General features: G+C 54.0%; 18 protein-coding genes, 4 tRNA genes and 3 pseudogenes. 14 read left to right on the top strand and 11 right to left on the bottom strand.

All coding sequences use genetic code 11. The features are described from left to right. Window positions 1–23: 23 nt before the first annotated feature. The 4 genes and pseudogenes from nagE to NL510_RS05895 form a co-directional block, all read right to left on the bottom strand. Entirely contained in the window at window positions 24–1,514 is a 1,491-nt protein-coding gene (gene nagE / locus NL510_RS05880; protein WP_253382404.1) for an N-acetylglucosamine-specific PTS transporter subunit IIBC, read from the bottom strand. Between the two features lie 213 nt (window positions 1,515–1,727). Continuing rightward, window positions 1,728–1,892, bottom strand: a complete 165-nt coding sequence (locus tag NL510_RS05885) for a hypothetical protein (protein ID WP_253382406.1) — start codon at window positions 1,890–1,892, stop codon at window positions 1,728–1,730. Window positions 1,893–2,085: 193 nt separating this feature from the next. Further along, window positions 2,086–2,437 (bottom strand): annotated as a pseudogene (locus tag NL510_RS05890) (NAD-binding protein); the annotation flags it as partial. Then, window positions 2,434–2,773, bottom strand: a pseudogene (locus NL510_RS05895) (rubredoxin); the annotation flags it as partial. The pseudogenes NL510_RS05895 and NL510_RS05890, both read right to left, overlap by 4 nt. Before the next feature lie 42 nt (window positions 2,774–2,815). On the opposite strand from NL510_RS05895, the pseudogene NL510_RS05900 reads away from it, so the two are divergent. Further along, window positions 2,816–3,244 (top strand): annotated as a pseudogene (locus tag NL510_RS05900) (sigma 54-interacting transcriptional regulator); the annotation flags it as partial. Between the two features lie 80 nt (window positions 3,245–3,324). Here the strand turns inward: NL510_RS05900 and gutQ are convergent. The 7 genes from gutQ to srlA form a co-directional block, all read right to left on the bottom strand. Beyond that, complete coding sequence (gene gutQ / locus NL510_RS05905) at window positions 3,325–4,290, bottom strand: arabinose-5-phosphate isomerase GutQ (protein ID WP_253382408.1); 966 nt, start codon at window positions 4,288–4,290, stop codon at window positions 3,325–3,327. Then, window positions 4,283–5,056, bottom strand: coding sequence for a glucitol operon DNA-binding transcriptional repressor SrlR (gene srlR / locus NL510_RS05910; protein ID WP_253382410.1), 774 nt, complete (start codon window positions 5,054–5,056; stop codon window positions 4,283–4,285). The genes gutQ and srlR overlap by 8 nt, the downstream gene beginning before the upstream one ends. A 63-nt stretch (window positions 5,057–5,119) precedes the next feature. After that, window positions 5,120–5,479, bottom strand: a complete 360-nt coding sequence (gutM, locus tag NL510_RS05915; RefSeq protein ID WP_253382412.1) for a transcriptional regulator GutM — start codon at window positions 5,477–5,479, stop codon at window positions 5,120–5,122. Window positions 5,480–5,535: 56 nt separating this feature from the next. Next, window positions 5,536–6,315 carry a sorbitol-6-phosphate dehydrogenase gene (srlD, locus tag NL510_RS05920; protein WP_253382414.1) on the bottom strand — a complete coding sequence of 260 codons (780 nt, stop codon included), beginning with the start codon at window positions 6,313–6,315 and terminating at the stop codon, window positions 5,536–5,538. 14 nt (window positions 6,316–6,329) lie between these two features. Further along, window positions 6,330–6,692, bottom strand: coding sequence for a PTS glucitol/sorbitol transporter subunit IIA (srlB, locus tag NL510_RS05925; protein WP_253382416.1), 363 nt, complete (start codon window positions 6,690–6,692; stop codon window positions 6,330–6,332). A gap of 12 nt (window positions 6,693–6,704) precedes the next feature. Beyond that, window positions 6,705–7,676, bottom strand: a complete 972-nt coding sequence (srlE, locus tag NL510_RS05930) for a PTS glucitol/sorbitol transporter subunit IIB (RefSeq protein ID WP_253382418.1) — start codon at window positions 7,674–7,676, stop codon at window positions 6,705–6,707. After that, on the bottom strand, window positions 7,673–8,236 hold the full coding sequence (srlA, locus tag NL510_RS05935) for a PTS glucitol/sorbitol transporter subunit IIC (protein WP_253382420.1): 564 nt from the start codon (window positions 8,234–8,236) through the stop codon (window positions 7,673–7,675). The genes srlE and srlA overlap by 4 nt, the downstream gene beginning before the upstream one ends. Window positions 8,237–8,507: 271 nt before the next feature. On the opposite strand from srlA, the gene mltB reads away from it, so the two are divergent. The 13 genes from mltB to gshA all read left to right on the top strand — a co-directional run bounded on the left by mltB (window position 8,508) and on the right by gshA (window position 19,100). Next, a complete protein-coding gene (gene mltB, locus NL510_RS05940) occupies window positions 8,508–9,608 on the top strand; it encodes a lytic murein transglycosylase B (protein WP_253382422.1) in 1,101 nt (366 codons plus the stop codon). Between the two features lie 133 nt (window positions 9,609–9,741). Beyond that, window positions 9,742–10,239, top strand: coding sequence for a nicotinamide-nucleotide amidase (gene pncC / locus NL510_RS05945; RefSeq protein ID WP_253382424.1), 498 nt, complete (start codon window positions 9,742–9,744; stop codon window positions 10,237–10,239). A gap of 90 nt (window positions 10,240–10,329) precedes the next feature. After that, window positions 10,330–11,388 carry a recombinase RecA gene (gene recA, locus NL510_RS05950; protein ID WP_253382426.1) on the top strand — a complete coding sequence of 353 codons (1,059 nt, stop codon included), beginning with the start codon at window positions 10,330–10,332 and terminating at the stop codon, window positions 11,386–11,388. Window positions 11,389–11,456: 68 nt separating this feature from the next. Continuing rightward, window positions 11,457–11,957 (top strand): recombination regulator RecX, encoded by a 501-nt coding sequence (gene recX / locus NL510_RS05955; protein ID WP_253382428.1) that lies wholly within the window; start codon window positions 11,457–11,459, stop codon window positions 11,955–11,957. Between the two features lie 130 nt (window positions 11,958–12,087). Further along, complete coding sequence (gene alaS, locus NL510_RS05960; protein ID WP_253382429.1) at window positions 12,088–14,715, top strand: alanine--tRNA ligase; 2,628 nt, start codon at window positions 12,088–12,090, stop codon at window positions 14,713–14,715. A 241-nt stretch (window positions 14,716–14,956) separates the two neighbouring features. Next, entirely contained in the window at window positions 14,957–15,166 is a 210-nt protein-coding gene (gene csrA / locus NL510_RS05965; RefSeq protein ID WP_253382431.1) for a carbon storage regulator CsrA, read from the top strand. Window positions 15,167–15,508: 342 nt separating this feature from the next. Continuing rightward, window positions 15,509–15,601, top strand: a tRNA-Ser gene (locus NL510_RS05970). A 4-nt stretch (window positions 15,602–15,605) separates the two neighbouring features. After that, window positions 15,606–15,682 (top strand) — tRNA-Arg (locus NL510_RS05975). 197 nt (window positions 15,683–15,879) lie between these two features. Then, window positions 15,880–15,956: transfer RNA gene (locus tag NL510_RS05980), tRNA-Arg, on the top strand. Window positions 15,957–16,153: 197 nt separating this feature from the next. After that, window positions 16,154–16,230 (top strand) — tRNA-Arg (locus NL510_RS05985). Window positions 16,231–16,480: 250 nt separating this feature from the next. Continuing rightward, complete coding sequence (gene yqaB / locus NL510_RS05990) at window positions 16,481–17,047, top strand: fructose-1-phosphate/6-phosphogluconate phosphatase (protein ID WP_253382433.1); 567 nt, start codon at window positions 16,481–16,483, stop codon at window positions 17,045–17,047. Further along, window positions 17,044–17,472 (top strand): YqaA family protein, encoded by a 429-nt coding sequence (locus NL510_RS05995; RefSeq protein WP_253382435.1) that lies wholly within the window; start codon window positions 17,044–17,046, stop codon window positions 17,470–17,472. The genes yqaB and NL510_RS05995 overlap by 4 nt, the downstream gene beginning before the upstream one ends. Window positions 17,473–17,555: 83 nt before the next feature. Then, window positions 17,556–19,100 (top strand): glutamate--cysteine ligase, encoded by a 1,545-nt coding sequence (gene gshA / locus NL510_RS06000; RefSeq protein ID WP_253382438.1) that lies wholly within the window; start codon window positions 17,556–17,558, stop codon window positions 19,098–19,100. Window positions 19,101–19,134 lie beyond the last annotated feature (34 nt).

Here is a 19,134-nt window from a genome sequence, read left to right on the forward strand (position 1 = left end):
TTCGAGGAGAGGGTGAGTCTCTATCAGTTTTCCATTTGCGCCCGAATTTTCAGCGCAATGCTTTCAGCCTGAGGCCCCAGAATAACCTGTGCATTCTGTGTACCCATTTTGAGAATGCCTTTGGCACCCAGTGTCTTCAGCACCGGTTCATCCAGCACGCTGTTGTCAACCAGCGTCAGGCGCAGGCGCGTGATACAGGCGTCAACAATTTTCAGGTTCTGTTTACCGCCCAACGCGGCGATGTACTGGGTGATAGAGTCACTTTGATCGTCTGAATCACCCGTCACCGTGTCGTCATCTTCACGCCCTGGTGTTTTGAGCTTGAAGATGCGAATAGCGAAGCTGAACACCACAAAGTAGATAGCGAAGAACAGGACAATCAGCGGGATCAAGATCCACGGCTTAGTGGCCAGCCCCCAGTTGAGAACGAAGTCGATGAGTCCTGCAGAGAAACCAAAGCCATGCAGTACGCCGAGGCTGTTGGCCACTACCATGCTGACCCCTGCCAGAACCGCATGCAGTGCATAAAGCGCTGGGGCCAGGAACAGGAAGGAGAACTCGATAGGTTCGGTGATACCTGTCAGGAAGGTGGTCAGGGCCACGGAGAGCAGCATCCCGCCCACCGCAGAACGACGTGCTTTTGGCGCAGCAAAATACATCGCCAGCGCAGCACCCGGAAGACCACCCATAAAGATAGGGTACGCCCACGCCATGTAAACGCCCGCATGCGGGTCACCGGCGAAGAAGCGGTTCAGATCGCCGCGGGTTAAATCGGTGGCAATCTGCGTAATGCTGGAACCGTCGATACCCGGTACGGCTCCGCCAACGACCAGACCTTTTACTACGTCAGGCGCCAGACAAATATTGTGCACCGCGCTGGCGGCATCGTAGGTCACTTTCAGGCAGTCGCCAAGGCTAAACCAGAAGACGGAGTGCAGAATGTAGTGCAGGCCAAAGGGGATCAACGCGCGGTTGAGCACGCCATAAATAAACCATCCCGGCTCGCCGCTACGGGAAACCAGCAGACTGAAAGTATCAATACCGTGCTGTACGGAGGGCCAGACGTAGCCGCAGATCCAGGCGATAAACAGGCAGATAAGCCCGGTCATTATCGGTACCAGGCGCTTACCGGCAAAGAAGGCCAGGAAGTCTGGCAGTTTGGTATTCGAGAAGCGGTTATAGCAGTGACCTGCCACCACACCGGCAATGATCCCGGCAAAGAAGGACATGTTAATGGAGGAGTTGATCACCGCCGTGGCTTTGGTGAGCACCAGAAAACCGACGGCACCGGCCAGCGCCGCAGCCCCCGCGCTGTCTTTTGCCAGACCGATGGCAATGCCCAGGGCAAATAGCAACGGCAGGTTATCGAAGATGCCGCCACCCGCGCTGGCAATGAAAGGAATATTAAACACATCAGGCTGACCGAGGCGTAATAATATGGCCGCAACTGGCAGGGTTGCGATAGGCAGCATCAGGGCTTTACCCAGACGCTGCAGATAACTAAAAGCATTCATGAGAAAGGATTCCAAAGAGGACTTAATTCACGAAGGAAAATAACAGGTTTTATATTAATGTGAAAGCGCGAGGAATAAAAATGTGATGAAGGATAAATTAATCTCCTTTATATTTTCTCGGTGAATGTTTTATGTAATTAATAATGATTTGTTGAATGGTTGGTTCCGGTTTTATGCCGGGTAGCGCTGCGCTTTCCCGGCCTGCATAACCCGTCAGTCTCGTTTAGTCGTGCTCAGCGGTAGCATTAATTCGCGCAGGCGTGCTACGCGTGCTTCCGGGCTGAGGTAAAGCCAGCGAAATAAAATACGTTCCGCTTTACGGGATTGTTTAAAATAGTGAGCAAGATAGTTAATTTCTTTACTGAATGTGGCCATCATAATTCTCCGGCTAATTACGCTTTTTCAGGTTAAGCCAGAGTCAGGGATTAAAACAGGTTGATGTTTTTGAGGTGTTCCGTATTTATGCGCGGGCAAATGAAAAAGCCCCGGGACAGCGGGGCGGAGGACAAATAATCCTGACGTTAAGCTAACGTGGCAAAAGACAAAAGATTATGCGGGCAGGGATTTCAACAGCGCGAAAGCCCGTTTCTGTTTTGCTCAGGCTGCGTAGTTGAGATTTCAGCAGCAGATGCATGCCCATATCGGTCAGACGATGCTGTAAGCGACTGCTCACTTCTGCGGGCATAAGCGCGGATAAAATACTTGCCGCGTGGTCGACCAGCATGATGGCTTTACCTGCCCGGCAGAAATCCATTGCCAGCTCGGTGCCAATCAATCCACCGCCGATAATCTGGTTTGTGGTACTCATCCATGCTGTCGGCGGCGATCACCGTCAACGGCACGTGAGCATTCTGTTTGCGGATATTTTTCACCAGCTGACGGGCGGCAAAACCCGAGCCGATGATAACGATGCCGTTGCTCATTTTGCCTCCGTCGCCAGTTCGTCAAAGACCGCTTTCCCGAGGGAACACTCCGGGCAAAGGAAGTTGTCCGGCACGTCGCACCACGGTGAGCCTGGGACAACATCTTGCAGCGGCTCGCCCAGCTCAGCGTCGTATAACGTTGGTGATAATGTCGATTTTATCGCTACGCGCCACGTTGAACATTTTCACCGCCACGATCCGGGTTGGGTTTTCACACCATACCACGCCGTGGAAGGTGGTAATCATCTCCACCGGCAGGTTAAAGCCGAGGATCTCGGTGATTTTTGGCGTCACCAGACGGCTGAACGGAGTCAGAATATTGGCATAGTAGCGCTGGCCGAAGGCGTCGTTACTATTGAGCTGGTGGCGCACGCCGGGATGATTGCTCTTTCTCCGGGCATGGAACAGATTAAAAAAGAGATAGCTATTGTCGCGGCCTCGGATTTGAACGTGCTGATTTCGGTGAAACCGGCACCGGTAAGGAGCTGGTGGTGAAATCGATTCATGAGGCCTCGCCGCGTGCGGTGAATCCGCTGGTGTACCTCAATTGCACGGCGTTGCCCGAAAGCGTGGCGGAAAGTGAGCTATTCGGTCACGTCAAAGGGGCGTTTACCGGGGCCATCAGCAACCGCAGCGGCAAGTTCGAAATGGCGGATAACGGCACGCTGTTTCTTGATGAAATTGGCGAACTGTCACTCTCTTTACAGGCGCAAATTATTGCGCGTATTGCAGTACGGCGATATTCAACGCGTGGGGGACGATCGCAACTTAAGGGTGGACGTGCGCGTGCTGGAGCAGAACCACCGTAGCTGGGCGGCGTGCGCCCGTACGCTGGAAATTGACGTTGCCAACCTGCACAGGCTGGCGAAGCGTCTGGGCCTGAAGGGTTAGATGATCCCGGCCTGGTAGAAATCCTGCAGGTTGATGGCGCCGCACAATCTGCCGCTGTCATCCACCACCGGAGCAGCGGTGATTTTGCGTTTCATTAACACCTCTTTGGCTTCAATGGCGCGGCTGTCGGCGTTCAGCGTCAGCCCGCCTTTCGTCATCGCCTGCGACACCGGCAGTTCCAGCTTGCCGCCACCCACCAGCCAGCGGCGCAGGTCCCCGTCGGTAAAGACACCGTTAACCCGCTCGTTTTCATCACAGACGGCGACCAGTCCCAGCCCGGTGCGGCTCAGCTCCAGCATGGCGTCCATCACGCTGGTGTTGAGTTTAACCTGCGGAATGGCATCCCCGCTGCGCATTAGGTGGTGCACTTTATTGAGCAGACGAGCCCCGAGCGCGCCTGCCGGATGGGAACGGGCGAAATCTTCTTCGTTAAAGCCGCGCGCCTGCATTACGGCCATCGCCAGCGCGTCGCCCATCATCAGGGTGCTTACGGTGCTGGAGGTCGGGGCGAGGTGCATCGGGCAGGCCTCGCGCTCAACGGAAATATCCAGCGTGGCTTTGGCGGCCAGCGCCAGCGGCGAGCGAGCTTTACCGGTCATCGCCAGCAGGGCGACCGATTTTTCCTGCAGACGCGGGATGATGAGATCCAGCTCTTTCGCTGAGCCGGAGTAGGAGATAAACAGCATCACGTCGCGGCTTTCGATCATCCCGAGATCGCCGTGCAGCGCCTCAGCCGGATGAACGAAGAAAGCAGGCGTGCCGGTGCTGGCAAGCGTGGCGGCAATCTTCTTGCCGATGTGGCCAGATTTACCAATACCCGCCACAATCACTTTGCCTTCGCACTGGATAAGGGTATTTGCCGCGCGAACAAAATCTTCGCCCAGGCGGTCCGGCAGGCGACTGGCTTCATGGAGTTCCAGCATCAGGGTCTGGCGGCCTGTGTTTAACAGAAAATCACTCATCTCGTTCTCCGGTTACGATCACATCGATTCCTTTCTCTTCCAGCGCGGTTTTGAACGCCGGATCAATACCTGCGTCGGTAATCAGTTTATCAACGCTTTCCAGGCTACAGACAATGTTGGGGCTTTTACGCCCAAACTTCGAGGAGTCTGCCATTAAAATCACTTCCCGCGCAGCATTGCACATGGCTTTACTGACGCTGAACACCTCGTTGAAGGTGGTTACTCCTGCATTCAGGTCGATACCGTCGGTGCCCATAAAGAGTTTATCAAAGCTGAAGTGATCGAAGGCATTCTCTGCCAGTTGGCCGTGAAAAGATGCCGATTTTTTACGGAACGTGCCGCCGGGCATCAGGATAGTTTGCTCGCTGTCGAATTCCGTCAGGGCGTTGACGATGTGCAGGCTGTTGGTCATCACCGTGATGTTATTAAAACGGCTGAGCAGGGGGATCATCTGCAGGACGGTGCTGCCCGCATCCAGAATAATGGAGTCGCCATCATGGATAAATTTTACGGCGGCGTCGGCAATCAGCGCTTTTTGGCGGGTATTGATCAGCGTTTTATGATCGATAGGTGGGTCGGCCTCGTCTTTGTTGAGCACCACGCCGCCATAGGTTCGAATGACTGCGCCAGAGTTCTCGAGCAATACTAGGTCTTTGCGTATTGTCGTGCCGGTGGTGTCAAAGTAGTGGGCCAGTTCTTCTACCGAGCACTTTCCCTGTTTTTGCAGATGCTCCAGAATAGCCGCCTGCCGCTGACGTGGTTTCATAGGCGCTTCGTTCCTTACGTTGCGAAATGATAATTTCGCAAGCTTATAGCGTTCACAACGAAATTACCCATGTTTCAGTTTAAGCGCTAATGATAGTGCATTCCGACAGAGTGAATCATGGGGAAAGATCACATCGGGCTGCAATTCCTGCAATGCCAGGCCGTTAATTGCCTGGATTTTCGCTGGTCTGGCAAACACGGTCATACCGCGTATGAGCAGTGAATCGCACACCCGGTTTTGATCATCCAGCGCAATCGCGACGACGACCCGCGGTTTGAAGCGGCCGCCGGAACGTCCTACGCCTATGCGTCCTTTCTGACACAGTGCCTCGAACGCGCGGTTAAATTGATGAATTTGCCAGCCGCCCAATGCCAGTTGGCAGCACCAGGCGAGGCCGGCGACGGTAATTAATGCGGTGACCATAAATAGCTCCATTTAATTCCCCCCTTCCCGGAGGGGAGAGGGGCAAAAAAACGCGATCAAAACATCACTTGCCCACCGGTCACGTTGATCGACTGTCCGGTGCAGTAAGAGGCTTTCGGGCTGGCATAAAACAGCAGCATATTCAGCACGTCCTGATAGTCGCACCCGCGCTTGAGCGGGACTTTATCGATGTAATACTGCTCCACTTCGTCAGCGTGAATGCCGAGCTTGGTGGCGTACTGCGGCAACAAGGACTGGAACATCGGCGATTTCAGCAGGTTACCCAGCATCAGCGAGTGAACTGTGATGCCGTATTCGGCCAGATCCAGCGCCAGTGACTGCGTCAGCCCGACGCCGCCAAATTTCGCGGCGCTGTAGCCCGAGTTATGTTTACTGCCCACTTTGCCCGACTTGGAGTTGATCTGAATGATGCGTCCCTGAATGCCGTCGCGGATCATCAGGCGAGAAAACTCGCGTGCGCAAAGGAAGTAGCCGACCAGGTTAACCTGCAGCGAGCGGTCGAAATCTCCCAGTGCGAATTCGCTGATAAACGCCGCTTTCGCTATCCCCGCGCTGTAGACCAGCAGATCGGTACGCCCAAAAATCTCGTCTACGCTGCGGGCGAGCGCCATTACGCTCTGCTCGCTGGTGGCGTCGGCGCCAAATCCGTACGCCCTCCCTTCACCAAACGCGGTGTTGATGGTATCCGCCACGCGGGCGGCTTTCTCACTTTGAATATCAACTACCGCCACGCGGTAACCCTCAGCGGCAAGCCCACGGCAGAGGAACTCGCCTAAGGTTTGTCCCCCACCAATGACAACGGCAACCTGACTCATGTGTCTCTCCTTAATTACGCAACAAAGGTTAATGTGCAGCCCGGGATAATGGCCTGCGGAGCCGGGCCATCCACGTGAACCGTGCCGGGATATTCCGCCCGCAGTTGGCCGTCGAAACGCAGGGTGATGTGGCCCAGCTCGCGCAGGTTTTGCTCGGCCACCGCGCCGACGGCGGTGACGGCATACCGTCTCTCTCCCAGCTCCAGCTGGCTGCCAGCCTTCAGCTCACCCTGCAACTCGCCGTGGCAGTGAATAAAGCAAAATGCTTCTATATCCGCTGGCGCGCCCTCGCGAAAGGTAATCAGCATCTGATCGTTGAGGGCCTCGGCTGCGCTCTGGCCGATACGGGTAATCGTGGTTTGGTAAATCACGCTCATCGCAGGAACCTCTTATTGATAAATAAAGCCGGAGATAAACCAGGCAATCAGCACCGTCGGTGCGCCTGTCAGAAAACGGCTGACCAGTACCGACGGCACGCCTACGCGTAACGTGTCCTGGCGCGCTTCGGCCAGGGACAGCCCAACGGGAATAAAATCGCACGCCGCCTGGGCGTTAATGGCAAACAGGGCGGGCAATGCCAGGTGCGGGGGAATATGGCCCTGGCCAATTTGCACCCCAATCAGCACGCCAATGACCTGCGCAATGACCGCACCGGGGCCAAGGAACGGCGACAGCAGCGGGAAGGAGCAGATCAGCGCCAGCGTTACCAGCCCGAGCGGATGGCTGGCAAGCGGGGCGAGAGCGTGCGCAATCCAGTCGCCCAGGCCGGACGCCATGATGATGCCGATAAGCGCCGACACGAACGCCATAAACGGCAGAATGGTTTTTAGCACCGTATCAATGGTGTCGCGTCCGGACTGAAACAGCACCGCGACTGCGGAGCCCATGCCCATGCCGACCTTCGCCAGCAGGCCGTCGCTCTGCTCGGTGATTTTCCTGCTGGTGTCATAATCGCGCGGGGCGGCTTTCGCCTCGGTTTTCTGCGCGGCAGACGACCCCTCCAGCAGGTGAATGTTGTTCTCCTTTACGGCGGAAACATAAATGTCTTCAATAATGTACTGCGCCAGCGGGCCGGATTTTCCGGTAGAGTGAATATTCACCGTCGGGATACGGCGCTTTGGATAAATGCCGCAGCGCAGCGTACCGCCGCAGTCGATCACCGCGATGCCGATCTCTGCTTGCGGTGGTTCGCCCTCTTTAAAACCATCTACCGCTTCCCAGCCGGTTAATTGGTGTAGCCTGTCAACAATCGCCGGGCGTGTGCCCGCGGTGATATAGACAATCTTCTTGCCCTCAGTGACCTCCAGCTCCAGCGGGCCGCCCCAGCCGCCCGTGCCTTTTTCAATCCGAATGCGGGTCATGATGTCGCTCCTGAAATGCGGACGTTTTGGTCAAGCTGGATGCCCATTTTTTTCTCGAAAATAGCGGTAGTAAGGTCTGTTATCCAGCCGCGGAAGAAGTTGGTCGCCAGGCCAACCAGCAGGTAGCTCACCGCCAGCGGGCCGAGCGGCAGGCCAAGCGTGGTCAGGCCGCTGGCAATGCCGAGGTAGACAAACAGCTCGCCGGGGTTGATGTGCGGGAACAGACCGTTCATCGAGTGGCAACTGTAGGATGCCGCGGCGTAATAACCCGGCTTGTACTTTTCAGGCATAAAACGACCAAGGCTTAAGGTCATCGGGTTACAGAAAACGAAAGTACCGATGCAGGGCAGAACCAGATAACGTGAAATCGGGTTACCGGCGCAGCGCTGGGCGAAGCGCTCAATACGGTGCTGGCCGATGAAGGTGATCAGCGCGTTCATTATGACCAGCAGGCTGATCAGCAGAGGCAAGATCCCGGTCACCATGCCGGTAAACACCTCTCCGCCTTTCTGAAATAGCCCGATGAACCACTCGGCGCCGTGGGTGATGGTTTCTATCATTCTTCTCTCCTCAGGTCTTTTTGTTTGCTCTTACTGCAGCTAATAATAATCAATTTGAAAGGTTTTAAAGTGTTAATAAGATCTCACAATGAAAGAAAAATAGATTGTTTTGAAAGATTGAGGGCGATACAGGAGAGGTTTTGCTTAAAAACAGGCAGATTTATGTTGGCGAGCGTAAAGATTTAGCGGGTGAGGTGAGTAGCGCTTCCTTGAGGTGTTGAGGATGCTTTACCATACTGGGTTCTTATCGAATTCGTTAAATGGATGTCCCATGTTCAAGCGTCGTTATGCAGCGCTGTTGCCTGCGCTTATTCTGCTGTCCGCCTGTAGTAGCAAACCGAAGACCGAAACCGCGCAGCAAACGGTCGGTGCGCCTGCCGGAGGGTTTTTGCTGGAGCCGCAGCATAATAGAATGCAGATGGGGGGCGACTTCGCAAATAACCCCGTAGCCGAACAGTTCATTGACAAAATGGTGAGCAAGCACGGTTTTGATCGTCAGCAACTGCATGAAATTTTGTCTCAGGCGAAACGTCTGGATTACGTGCTGCGCCTGATGGAGCGCCAGGCGCCAACGGCCCAGGCGCCAGCCGGGCCAAATGGCGCGTGGCTGCGCTATCGTAAACAATTTATTACCCCGGACAACGTGCAAAATGGCGTAGCGTTCTGGAATCAGTATGAAGAGGCCCTTAATCGTGCATGGCAGGTTTACGGCGTACCCCCGGAAATCATCGTTGGGATCATTGGCGTAGAAACCCGCTGGGGCCGCGTGATGGGTAAAACCCGTATTCTTGATGCGCTGGCGACGCTCTCCTTCAACTACCCGCGACGCGCCGACTATTTCTCCTCTGAGCTGGAAACCTTCCTGTTGATGGCACGCAATGAACAAGATGATCCGCTGGATCTGAAAGGTTCCTTTGCCGGTGCGATGGGCTACGGCCAGTTTATGCCGTCTTCCTATAAGCAATACGCGGTTGATTTTAATGGAGATGGTCATGTCAACCTGTGGGATCCTGTGGATGCCATCGGCAGCGTGGCGAACTACTTTAAAGCACACGGCTGGACGCCGGGCGGCATGGTCGCGGTACAGGCTAACGGTCAGGCATTCGGCCTGGAACACGGCTTCAAAACCCGATACAGCGTGGCGCAACTGGCGGCGGCAGGCTTAACGCCTTCACAGCCGCTGGCGAATGGTGATCAGGTGAGTCTGCTCCGTCTGGACGTTGGCACAGGCTACCAGTACTGGTTTGGTCTGCCGAACTTCTACACTATTACCCGCTACAACCACAGCACCCACTATGCGATGGCGGTGTGGCAGCTTGGGCTGGCGGTTTCGCAGGCGCGGGTGCCTGCGGCCTCACCGTTTAGTCAGTAATATTCGTTGTCTGCGCCGGTGCGCCTGCATCGGCTTTTTTCTGAAGGCCCCTCGTAAAACCTGAAGCTCATCCCCATATCTGATGAGAAAGTGCTATCTTGTGCTGCACGTATTCCTAAGGCCTGGGGCAATAATGACTGACCATGAATTGATGCAGCTTAGTGAAGTGGTAGGGCTGGCGCTTAAGCAGCGTGGTGCGACCCTCACCGCCGCCGAGTCCTGTACTGGCGGCTGGGTTGCCAAAGTGATTACCGATATTGCAGGCAGTTCCGCCTGGTTTGAACGCGGCTTTGTGACCTACAGTAATGAAGCGAAAGCGCAAATGATTGGTGTGCGTGAATCCACGCTCGAACAGCACGGCGCAGTCAGCGAGCCGGTGGTCATTGAGATGGCTATTGGCGCATTGAAAGAAGCGCGTGCAGATTATGCGATTTCCATCAGCGGTATCGCAGGCCCCGATGGCGGCAGCGACGTAAAGCCTGTTGGCACCGTCTGGTTCGGTTTTGCCACCGTAAAAGGTGAAGGCATCACCCGACGCGAGTGCTTTAGCGGCGATCGCGAAAGCGTCCGTCGGCAGGCAACCGAATATGCGTTAAAAACGCTCTGGCAACAATTTCTACAAAAGACTTGATACTGTATGAGTATACAGTATAATTGCAGTAACAAAACAGAATTCACCCCGGTAAATACGTAACGTATTTGCTGTATGACAGGAGTAATAATGGCTATCGACGAAAACAAACAGAAAGCGTTGGCGGCAGCACTGGGCCAGATCGAAAAGCAATTCGGTAAAGGCTCCATCATGCGCCTGGGTGAAGACCGTTCCATGGACGTGGAAACTATCTCCACTGGTTCGCTTTCTCTGGATATCGCACTGGGCGCGGGCGGCCTGCCGATGGGGCGTATCGTTGAAATCTACGGGCCAGAATCGTCCGGTAAAACGACCCTGACGCTGCAGGTTATCGCCGCGGCGCAGCGCGAAGGGAAAACCTGTGCATTCATTGATGCCGAGCATGCGCTGGACCCAGTCTATGCCCGTAAACTGGGCGTTGATATCGACAACCTGCTGTGTTCCCAGCCAGACACCGGCGAACAGGCTCTGGAAATTTGTGATGCGCTGGCTCGCTCCGGCGCTGTTGACGTGCTCGTAGTGGACTCCGTGGCCGCGTTGACGCCAAAAGCAGAAATTGAAGGCGAAATCGGCGACTCTCACATGGGCCTCGCGGCACGTATGATGAGCCAGGCGATGCGTAAGCTGGCTGGTAACCTGAAACAGTCCAATACGCTGCTTATCTTCATCAACCAGATCCGTATGAAAATTGGTGTGATGTTCGGTAACCCGGAAACCACCACTGGTGGTAACGCGCTGAAATTCTACGCTTCTGTTCGTCTGGATATCCGCCGAATTGGTGCGGTGAAAGATGGCGAAAACGTAGTGGGTAGCGAAACCCGCGTGAAGGTTGTGAAGAATAAAATTGCCGCACCGTTCAAACAGGCTGAGTTCCAGATCCTTTACGGTGAAGGCATCAACTTCTTGGGCGAACTGGTTGACCTGGGCGTGAAAGAGAAGCTGATTGAAAAAGCGGGCGCCTGGTATAGCTACAACGGTGACAAGATTGGCCAGGGTAAAGCAAACGCGATCTCCTGGTTGAAAGAGAACCCGGCTGCGGCGAAAGAAATTGAGAAGAAAGTGCGCGAGCTTCTGCTGAATAATCAGGACTCCAAACCCGATTTCGTGGTTGATGGCGCAGATGCGGAAGACACCAACGAAGACTTTTAATTCTCTCGTTTAACGATGAAGGGCTGCTGATGCGGCCCTTTTTGCATTTCTGAATCAGCAGGATTTTTATGAGCGAACCCACATCACGCCGTCCTGCGTATTCACGCCTGTTGGATCGCGCCGTGCGCATCCTGGCCGTGCGCGACCACAGTGAGCAGGAGCTACGGCGTAAACTCTCAGCGCCCGTGATGAGTAAAAACGGACCCGAAGAGATCGATGCCAGCAAGGAAGACTACGACCGCGTGATTGCCTGGTGTCACGAGCACCGCTATCTGGATGACGAACGTTTCGCCGCCCGGTTTCTTGCCAGTCGGGGGCGTAAAGGATACGGTCCCGCGCGTATTCGCCAGGAGCTCAACCAGAAGGGCATTGGCCGCGAGTCTATCGAAAAAGCGATGCGTGAATGCGACACCGACTGGTGCGAGATGGCGCGAGAACAGGCCGCGCGTAAATACGGCGAACCGCTGCCACAAGCGTTTTCAGATAAAGTCAAAATTCAGCGTTTTTTACTCTACCGCGGCTTTCTGATGGAAGATATTCAGAATATCTGGCGTAATTTTGCCGATTGAACGCATGTGGGATTTTACTTCCCTCTAAAGAAAACTTATCTTATTCCCACTTTTTCAGTAGCTGGTCTGTCCAACGGTTTACAGAGACAGGCTTGCTGCGACATTTCGTTAGCTTGATTTCAGGATAATTATGAGCAAGAGCACCGCTGAGATCCGTCAGGCGTTTCTCGATTTTTTCCATAGTAAGGGACACCAGGTTGTTGCCAGTAGCTCCCTGGTACCGAACAATGACCCGACTCTGCTGTTTACCAACGCCGGGATGAACCAGTTCAAGGATGTTTTCCTTGGTCTCGACAAGCGTAATTATTCCCGCGCCACAACCTCACAGCGTTGTGTGCGTGCGGGCGGTAAACACAACGATCTGGAAAACGTCGGTTACACTGCGCGCCACCATACGTTCTTCGAAATGCTGGGTAACTTCAGTTTCGGCGACTATTTTAAACACGATGCCATTCAATACGCATGGGAACTGCTGACCGGTGAAAACTGGTTCAACCTGCCGAAAGAGCGTCTGTGGGTGACCGTCTATGAAACCGATGATGAAGCGTTCGAAATCTGGGAAAAAGAAGTCGGTATCCCGCGTGAACGTATTATTCGTATCGGCGATAACAAAGGGGCGCCTTTCGCGTCTGACAACTTCTGGCAGATGGGTGATACCGGTCCTTGCGGCCCGTGCACCGAGATCTTCTACGATCACGGCGACCACATCTGGGGCGGTCCTCCTGGAAGCGCAGAAGAAGATGGCGATCGCTATATTGAGATCTGGAACATCGTCTTCATGCAGTTCAACCGTCAGGCTGACGGCACCATGGAGCCACTGCCGAAACCGTCCGTTGATACCGGTATGGGTCTGGAGCGTATCGCGGCTGTGCTGCAGCACGTGAACTCCAACTATGACATCGACCTGTTCAGCACGCTGATCAAGTCCGTGGCAGAAGTGACCGGTGCAACCGATCTTAGCAATAAATCGCTGCGCGTCATCGCAGACCATATTCGTTCCTGTGCGTTCCTGATTGCCGACGGCGTCATTCCGTCGAATGAGAACCGTGGCTACGTGCTGCGTCGTATTATTCGTCGTGCTGTCCGTCATGGCAACATGCTGGGCGCGAAGGACACCTTCTTCTATAAACTCGTTGGGCCTCTGGTTGGTGTGATGGGTTCTGCGGGTGATGAGCTGAAAAGCCAGCAGGTGCAGGTTGAGCAGGTTCTGAAAACCGAAGAAGAGCAGTTTGCCCGTACGCTGGAGCGCGGCCTGGCGCTACTGGATGACGAACTGTCTCAGCTCAAAGGCGACACGCTGGATGGCGAAACCGCTTTCCGCCTGTATGACACCTATGGCTTCCCGGTTGACCTGACGGCTGACGTATGTCGTGAACGCAATCTTAAAGTGGATGAAGCAGGCTTCGAAGCCGCAATGGAAGAGCAGCGCCGTCGCGCGCGCGAGTCCAGCGGTTTTGGTGCTGACTACAACGCGATGATCCGCGTTGATAGCGCATCTGAATTCGAAGGTTACGACAAACTGGAACTCACCGGCACTGTCACTGCGCTGTTTGTTGACGGTAAAGCCGTCGACCACATCAGTGCGGGCCAGGATGCGGTTGTGATTCTGGACAAAACGCCGTTCTATGCTGAATCCGGCGGCCAGGTTGGCGATAAAGGCGAACTGAAAGGCCACCGTTTCAGCTTCAGCGTGAGCGATACTCAGAAATATGGTCAGGCGATTGGTCATCAGGGCAAGCTGGTTTCAGGCGCCCTGAAAGTGGGCGAGGGTGTTCAGGCTAACGTTGATGAAGCCCGCCGTGCGCGCATTCGTCTTAATCACTCTGCAACGCATCTGATGCACGCAGCACTGCGCGAGGTGCTGGGTTCCCACGTTGCGCAGAAAGGTTCTCTGGTTAATGATAAAATCCTGCGTTTCGACTTCTCTCACTTTGAAGCAATGAAACCCGCTGAAATTCGCGCGGTTGAAGATTTAGTCAACGCGCAAATTCGGCGTAACCATCCAATCGAAACCCATATCATGGATCTCGACGCAGCGAAGCAGAAGGGTGCGATGGCACTGTTCGGTGAGAAATATGACGAACGCGTTCGCGTACTGAGCATGGGCGACTTTTCCACCGAATTGTGTGGTGGTACCCACGCATCGCGTACCGGTGATATCGGCCTGTTCCGCATTGTTTCCGAGTCAGGCACGGCGGCAGGCGTGCGTCGTATCGAAGCGGTCACCGGTGAAGGCGCCATTGCCAGCCTGCATGCGCAGAGCGACCAGTTATATGATATTGCGCAACTGCTGAAAGGCGATAGCCATAACCTGAGCGAGAAGGTGCGCGTTGCGCTGGATCGTACCCGCCTGCTTGAAAAAGAACTTCAGCAGTTGAAAGAGCGTGCGGCAGTGCAGGAGAGCGCAAACCTCTCCAGCAAAGCGGTAGAGATTAAGGGCGTCAAACTGCTGGTCAGTGACCTGGCGGGCGTTGAGCCTAAGATGCTGCGTACTATGGTCGACGATCTGAAGAATCAGCTTGGTTCTGCAGTTATTGTACTGGCTACGGTAGCAGAAGGTAAGGTTTCTCTGATTGCGGGCGTCTCTAAGGATGTGACCGACCGCGTAAAAGCAGGGGAACTGATTGGCATGGTCGCCCAGCAGGTAGGCGGCAAAGGTGGTGGTCGCCCGGACATGGCGCAAGCCGGTGGTACGGATGCAACGGCACTTCCTGCGGCTTTAGCCAGCGTAGAGAGCTGGGTAAGCGCGAAACTGTAATAATTACAAAGCACAAGCAGACGCCATAGCGGCAACGTTATGGCGTCTTATTCACTGCGCTATCAATAATGATAAAGTCAGGTTGACTTTGTGTATATCGGCTAAACTTACGTTTAACAGAATGTGATGCCGTGACTGCTTACACTTTACGTGTTTGTCATCGCTTACTTTTTGGCGTTATATGATGGATAATGCCGGGATACAAGAGACCCGACTCTTTTAATCTTTCAAGGAGCAAAGAATGCTGATTCTGACTCGTCGAGTTGGTGAGACCCTCATGATTGGGGATGAGGTCACCGTGACAGTTTTAGGGGTAAAGGGCAACCAGGTACGTATTGGTGTGAACGCCCCTAAAGAGGTCTCTGTCCACCGTGAAGAGATCTACCAGCGTATCCAGGCTGAAAAACAACACCAGCACCACGACCACGATCACGACCGTAACGACTACTGATATTATCGCGTCTCGCTATTCGGCGAGACGCAGTCCTCCCGCAATTTTTCCTGCTTTACGTTACCGTTCTATTTCAAACGCTTCCTTTTTGACCTCTCTTCCCCCTCTGTCTCAACGTAGGCTCCGTTATCGCTCAACAGAACATTGTGAAGATGCTGGCAAAATCCGCTTATAAAACACTCTCTTTGCAGCTTTTACATGCGAATTGCGCGTGATTTGTGCAAACGAAAAAAGCATGTGGAAAATTGTTTGACTTATAAGTCCCAGAAAGTAATATATGCGCCACGCAGCGACGAGAAGCTCTTAACGAGTTACTCGAAGCACTTGAAAGAGGCGTTGTGTGGTGAGGTGGCCGAGAGGCTGAAGGCGCTCCCCTGCTAAGGGAGTATGCGGTCAAAAGCTGCATCCGGGGTTCGAATCCCCGCCTCACCGCCATTTTGCATCCGTAGCTCAGCTGGATAGAGTACTCGGCTACGAACCGAGCGGTCGGAGGTTCGAATCCTCCCGGATGCACCATATTTACCGAGATAACAGCAAAACTGTTATGTCACGGTGTGCGGGTTAACCGCAAGCACCAGGGAGGATAACGTTGCTTCAGCAACGGCCCGCAGGGCGAGGCGATAGCCGAGTAATCCTCCCGGATGCACCATCTATTACTTCGTATCATTTTAGAAGTGATATGAGTATCAAGTAGTACAGTAGTAAACCCAGATGCATCCGTAGCTCAGCTGGATAGAGTACTCGGCTACGAACCGAGCGGTCGGAGGTTCGAATCCTCCCGGATGCACCATATTTTCCCGAGATAACAGTAAAGCTGTTGTGTCACGGTGTGCGGGTTAACCGCAAGCACAGGGAGGATAACGTTGCTTCAGCAACGGCCCGCAGGGCGAGGCGATAGCCGAGTAATCCTCCCGGATGCACCATCTATTACTTCGTATCATTTTAGAAGTGATATGAGTATCAAGTAGTACAGTAGTAAACCCAGATGCATCCGTAGCTCAGCTGGATAGAGTACTCGGCTACGAACCGAGCGGTCGGAGGTTCGAATCCTCCCGGATGCACCATATTTCCCGAGATAACAGCAAAACTGTTGTGTCACGGTGTGCGGGTTAACTGCAAGCACCAGGGAGGATAACGTTGCTTCAGCAACGGCCCGCAGGGCGAGGCGATAGCCGAGTAATCCTCCCGGATGCACCATATTCTCCCTCTTTGTTTATTCCTTCGACGTTTCGTCGGCAATCACACTCTCTGTCAGCGACAAAAAACCTCATTTACGATAAAGTAATGCTTTGTTAATCGGTTAGCGAGAGCACGATGTACGCACAGTATGACGGTTTAATCTTCGATATGGATGGCACAATCCTTGATACCGAGCCCACACATCGCCAGGCCTGGACTGATGTACTGGGGCGTTACGGTATGCGCTTTGACTTCCAGGCGATGGTTGCCCTCAACGGATCCCCGACATGGCGTATTGCGCAGGCTGTGATTGAACTTAATCAGGCCGATCTCGACCCGCACCTGCTTGCGCGTGAAAAAACTGATGCGGTAAAAGCCATGCTTTTAGATACCGTGCGCCCTTTGCCCTTAATCGATGTCGTAAAAGAGTGGCACGGGCGTCGTCCTATGGCGGTCGGTACGGGCAGTGAAAGTGCCATTGCTGAAGCGCTGCTCAGCCACCTGGGCCTGCGCCACTACTTCTCTGTCGTCGTGGCTGCCGATCATGTTAAAAACCACAAGCCTGCACCGGACACCTTTCTGCTTTGCGCAGAACGAATGGGGGTACCCGCAGCAAAATGCGTTGTGTTTGAAGATGCCGACTTTGGTATTCAGGCCGCGCAAGATGCCGGAATGGCGGCGGTGGATGTTCGCTTACTGTGAGTGATGTACTGTCACTTGCTTCATTATTTGCCAGCAGTTTTTTAAGCGCCACGCTGTTACCGGGAAATTCGGAAGTGGTGCTGGTGGCAATGCTGTTGTCCGGCGTCAGTCAGCCCTGGTTGCTTATATTAATAGCAACAATGGGTAATAGCTTTGGAGGGCTGACTAACGTTATTCTTGGTCGTTTCTTTCCACTGCGTGAGAAATCGCGCTGGCAGGAAAAGGCAGTTGGCTGGCTAAAACGCTATGGCGCTGCCACGCTGTTATTAAGCTGGATGCCTGTAATAGGTGATTTACTGTGTCTGCTGGCGGGATGGATGCGCATCTCCTGGGGACCTGTGCTCTTTTATTTATGCCTTGGCAAGGCGTTGCGCTATGTTCTTGTAGCATACGTAACACTGCAGGGTATGACGTGGTGGCACTAATTGGTGGAATGAATACGCGACCTTCAATCGTCAACCATTACAATTATGCTGGGTAACATTACTTTGACAGGCGGGAGGTCAATTTGATCCCGGACGTATCACAGGCGTTGGCCTGGCTGGAAAACCACCCTCAGGCTCTGAAGGGTATTCAGCGTGGCCTTGAGCGTGAAACGCTACGCGTTAACGCGGATGGCAGCTTAGCGACAACGGGTCATCCCGAGGCGTTAGGCTCGGCGCTGACACATAAATGGATCACAACCGATTTCGCCGAAGCGCTGCTGGAGTTCATCACGCCGGTAGAGGGTGATATTGATAAAATGCTGACGCACTTACGCGATGTTCATCGCTATACGGCCCGTCATCTTGGCGAAGAACGTATGTGGCCACTCAGCATGCCGTGTTATATCGAGCAAGGGCAGGATATCGAACTTGCGCAGTATGGCACCTCGAATATTGGCCGTATGAAAACGCTTTACCGCGAGGGACTTAAAAACCGCTACGGCGCGTTAATGCAGACCATTTCTGGCGTGCATTACAATTTCTCTTTGCCATTGGCGTTCTGGCAGGCGAAATGCGGTGAAACGGACAAAGAAGCGATCTCAGCGGGTTATTTCCGTCTGATCCGTAACTACTACCGTTTCGGCTGGGTCATTCCCTATTTATTTGGCGCCTCACCCGCTATTTGTTCGTCGTTCCTGCAAGGGAAACCCACCACACTGCCGTTCGAGAAGACCGGGTGCGGAATGTACTATCTGCCTTACGCAACGTCCCTGCGCCTGAGCGATCTGGGTTATACCAATAAATCGCAAAGCAATCTCGGTATTACGTTTAACGAATTACATGAGTATGTGGCAGGATTGAAGCGAGCGATCAAAACCCCGTCGGAAGAGTACGAAAAAATCGGCCTCGAAAAGGACGGGAAGCGTCTACAAATTAATAGCAATGTGCTGCAAATTGAAAACGAACTGTACGCGCCTGTTCGTCCAAAACGGGTTACCCGCAGCGGCGAAACGCCGTCGGACGCGCTGCAGCGCGGTGGTATTGAGTACATTGAAGTGCGCTCGCTGGACATCAACCCGTTCTCACCGGTTGGCGTAGATGAACAGCAGGTTCGCTTCCTCGATCTGTTTATGGTCTGGTGCGTGCTGGCGGATGCGCCAGAAATGAGTGCTGACGAACTGCTTTGCACTCGCACCAACTGGAATCGCGTGATCCTCGAAGGCCGCAAGCCGGGTCTGACGCTGGGTATTGGCTGTGAAACGGCGCAGTTCCCGCTGCCAAAAGTGGGTAAGGATCTGTTCCGTGACCTGAAGCGCGTGGCCCAGACGATGGACAGCGTCTACGGCGGTGAAGCGTATCAAAACGTGTGCGATCAACTGGTTGAAAGTTTTGATAACCCGGAACGGACATTTTCCGCGCGTATTCTGCGTTCTATGATTGAGCAGGGTATTGGCGGCACCGGGCGTGCGCTGGCGGCGAAATACCGCGACATGCTGATGCAGGAACCGTTAGAAACGCTGAGCGAAGCGGATTTTGCTGCAGAGCGGGACGCTTCCGTTATGCGTCAGAAAGAGATCGAAGCGGCAGATACCGAGTCGTTTGCGGCGTTTCTGGCGAAGCAGGCTTGAACCAAAAGAAAAAGGCCACATTGCTGTGGCCAAA

This window comes from unidentified bacterial endosymbiont (assembly GCF_918797525.1).
In the GTDB taxonomy this organism is placed as follows: Bacteria; Pseudomonadota; Gammaproteobacteria; order Enterobacterales; family Enterobacteriaceae; genus Enterobacter.

Bases quoted from the DNA above. Each gene is read 5' to 3' on its own strand.
- srlR (WP_253382410.1), bottom strand. From the start codon at position 5,056: ATGAAACCACGTCAGCGGCAGGCGGCTATTCTGGAGCATCTGCAAAAA.
- mltB (WP_253382422.1), top strand. From the start codon at position 8,508: ATGTTCAAGCGTCGTTATGCAGCGCTGTTGCCTGCGCTTATTCTGCTG.
- srlB (WP_253382416.1), bottom strand. From the start codon at position 6,692: ATGAGCGTGATTTACCAAACCACGATTACCCGTATCGGCCAGAGCGCA.
- csrA (WP_253382431.1), top strand. From the start codon at position 14,957: ATGCTGATTCTGACTCGTCGAGTTGGTGAGACCCTCATGATTGGGGAT.
- srlA (WP_253382420.1), bottom strand. From the start codon at position 8,236: ATGATAGAAACCATCACCCACGGCGCCGAGTGGTTCATCGGGCTATTT.
- yqaB (WP_253382433.1), top strand. From the start codon at position 16,481: ATGTACGCACAGTATGACGGTTTAATCTTCGATATGGATGGCACAATC.
- srlD (WP_253382414.1), bottom strand. From the start codon at position 6,315: ATGAGTCAGGTTGCCGTTGTCATTGGTGGGGGACAAACCTTAGGCGAG.
- gutQ (WP_253382408.1), bottom strand. From the start codon at position 4,290: ATGAGTGATTTTCTGTTAAACACAGGCCGCCAGACCCTGATGCTGGAA.
- srlE (WP_253382418.1), bottom strand. From the start codon at position 7,676: ATGACCCGCATTCGGATTGAAAAAGGCACGGGCGGCTGGGGCGGCCCG.
- recX (WP_253382428.1), top strand. From the start codon at position 11,457: ATGAGCGAACCCACATCACGCCGTCCTGCGTATTCACGCCTGTTGGAT.
- gutM (WP_253382412.1), bottom strand. From the start codon at position 5,479: ATGGTCACCGCATTAATTACCGTCGCCGGCCTCGCCTGGTGCTGCCAA.
- alaS (WP_253382429.1), top strand. From the start codon at position 12,088: ATGAGCAAGAGCACCGCTGAGATCCGTCAGGCGTTTCTCGATTTTTTC.
- nagE (WP_253382404.1), bottom strand. From the start codon at position 1,514: ATGAATGCTTTTAGTTATCTGCAGCGTCTGGGTAAAGCCCTGATGCTG.
- NL510_RS05885 (WP_253382406.1), bottom strand. From the start codon at position 1,892: ATGATGGCCACATTCAGTAAAGAAATTAACTATCTTGCTCACTATTTT.
- pncC (WP_253382424.1), top strand. From the start codon at position 9,742: ATGACTGACCATGAATTGATGCAGCTTAGTGAAGTGGTAGGGCTGGCG.
- recA (WP_253382426.1), top strand. From the start codon at position 10,330: ATGGCTATCGACGAAAACAAACAGAAAGCGTTGGCGGCAGCACTGGGC.